The sequence below is a fragment of the Paludibacterium sp. genome (assembly GCF_019232825.1).
In the GTDB taxonomy this organism is placed as follows: domain Bacteria; phylum Pseudomonadota; class Gammaproteobacteria; order Burkholderiales; family Chromobacteriaceae; genus Paludibacterium.
In genome coordinates this window covers 1-2,035 of sequence record NZ_JAFAND010000109.1, presented here as the reverse complement: position 1 = coordinate 2,035, position 2,035 = coordinate 1, and the positions used below count along the sequence as shown (strand labels likewise).

Annotated in this window: 3 protein-coding genes; all 3 read left to right on the top strand. The window is 60.8% G+C overall.

All coding sequences use genetic code 11. From position 1 onward, the window contains the following. On the top strand, positions 1 to 667 hold a 667-nt coding region (locus JOZ06_RS13860; protein ID WP_293233411.1), incomplete at its 5' end, for an NAD(P)-dependent oxidoreductase. Continuing rightward, positions 654 to 848 carry an Ldh family oxidoreductase gene (locus JOZ06_RS13855; protein ID WP_293233409.1) on the top strand — a complete coding sequence of 65 codons (195 nt, stop codon included), beginning with the start codon at positions 654 to 656 and terminating at the stop codon, positions 846 to 848. The genes JOZ06_RS13860 and JOZ06_RS13855, both read left to right, overlap by 14 nt. 46 nt (positions 849 to 894) lie before the next feature. After that, positions 895 to 2,024 (top strand): IS630 family transposase gene (locus tag JOZ06_RS13850; RefSeq protein ID WP_293233407.1). Its coding sequence is split into 2 segments (ribosomal slippage): positions 895 to 1,321 and positions 1,321 to 2,024, totalling 1,131 coding nucleotides; the frame shifts between segments, so codons are not numbered across the junction. Positions 2,025 to 2,035 lie beyond the last annotated feature (11 nt).

Below are 2,035 nucleotides of genomic sequence, written 5' to 3'. Positions count from 1 at the left end.
CGCCAATGCGCAAGCCGTCGCGGAATATGTGCTTGCCACGGCCATGCTGCTTCGGCGCGGTGCTTTGGGCGTGTCGCGCGACACGGCGGCCGGGAACTGGCCCCGCCAGGCGTTGGCCCAGGGGCGGGAGATTCGTGGCGCCCGGCTGGGACTGATCGGTTTTGGTTCGATTGGACAGCTGACGGCCCGGCTGGCCCGGGCGCTGGGGATGGAAGTCCGGGCGACCGATCCCGCGCTGGATGCCGGCGATCCCGTCTGGCGGGGTCATGGCGTCGACCCCATCGGGCTGGATGCGTTGCTGGCGCAATCCGATGTCGTCAGTCTGCACTTGCCGCTGACAGTACAAACGCGTCAGTTGATCGGGCGCGCGCAATTATCGCGCCTGAAACCGGGGGCCGTGCTGATCAATACGTCGCGCGGCGGCATCGTCGATGAAGCCGCACTGGCTGCCGCACTCAAGTGCGGTACATTGGGCGGCGCCGCGCTGGATGTGTTCGAACAAGAGCCGTTGCCGGCCGGCACAGTCTTGTCCGGCGTGCCTAATCTGCTGCTGACACCTCATATCGCAGGGGTTACGCGGGAATCCAATGTGCGGGTCAGTGACGTGATTGCCCAGGCCGTTGCCGCCGCATTGCGCAATCAGGGAGAACGCCATGGCCTTCATTGACGCAGCCACCCTGACCCGTACGGCCGAGCGCGCGCTATTGGCTTATGGCGCCCATGCCGAAGCGGCGGCCAGTACCGCGCGCGCGCTGGTGATGGCGGATCGCCAGGGGTTGGCCTCGCACGGTGTCTCGCGCATCCCCCAGTATGTATCTCATCTGCAGCTAGTGTCGCGTCACGTTTGAACCGTCGTAGCGTGCGTTCGCTGGCACAGTCGGTGATAGTGACCGGATGGAAAAATACAAAGTCACCCTCAGCGCCGAGGAAAGGGCGCAACTGGATGCCATCGTCAGCAAGGGCTCCCATCAGTCACAAAAGGTGCTCAATGCGCTGATCCTGCTGAACTGTGACATCTCGGTGGACCAACCGCGACGCCCCTGCGAAGAGGTGGCTCAAGTCCTGCACGTGAGTACACGCAAGGTCGAGCGGGTGAAAAAAAGATTTGTCGAGGAAGGCCTTGATGTCGCGCTGAACAAGCAACCCGCTGAACGGAAATATGAGTACAAAGTCGATGGTGATCTGGAGGCGCAGCTCATCGCCATGAGTTGTGGAGCCCCCCCAGAAGGCCACGCGCGGTGGTCGTTGCGGCTATTGGCCCGGCGAGTCGTGGAGCTTGAATACGTGGACCAGATTTCGTACGAAACGGTGCGACGGGCGCTAAAAAAAACGAGTTAAAACCTTGGGCAAAGGATGGCTGGGTCATTCCGCCTCAGGGTAACGCGGAGTTTGTGGCCGCAATGGAAAACGTCCTTGACGTTTATCGGCGCCCTTACGATGCGGCACACCCGGTGGTTTGCATGGACGAGACACCTCGTCAACTAATTCGCCAAACGCGTGATTCCGTGCCGGCGGCGCCGGGGCGCCCCGCCCGCGAGGATTATGAATATGAACGTTGTGGCGTATGCAATGTGTTCATGGCAAATGAGCCGCTTGCCGGCAGACGTATCACCAAGGTTACGGAGCGCAAAACACGTGTGGACTGGGCGCACTTCCTGCAAGATATCGCCGGGAGCTACCCGGATGCGCAGCGGATCACCCTTGTGATGGATAACCTCAACACCCACAGTGCAGCGTCTCTCTATGAGGCATTCGAGCCCGAGCAAGCCAAGGCGCTCTGGGATCGCTTCGAATTCGTCTACACCCCGAAGCATGGTAGTTGGCTCAACATGGCCGAGATCGAACTCAATGTCATGGTTGGCCAGTGTTTAAACCGACGCATCGATAGTATCGAGACCGTTCGCACCGAAGTGGCCGCTTGGCAAATCCGCCGCGACAACCTGAAAGCCAAGATCGACTGGCAGTTCACCACGGCGGATGCCCGCATCAAGCTGAGGAGGCTCTACCCGACAATTGGCTCATGACGCGACACTAG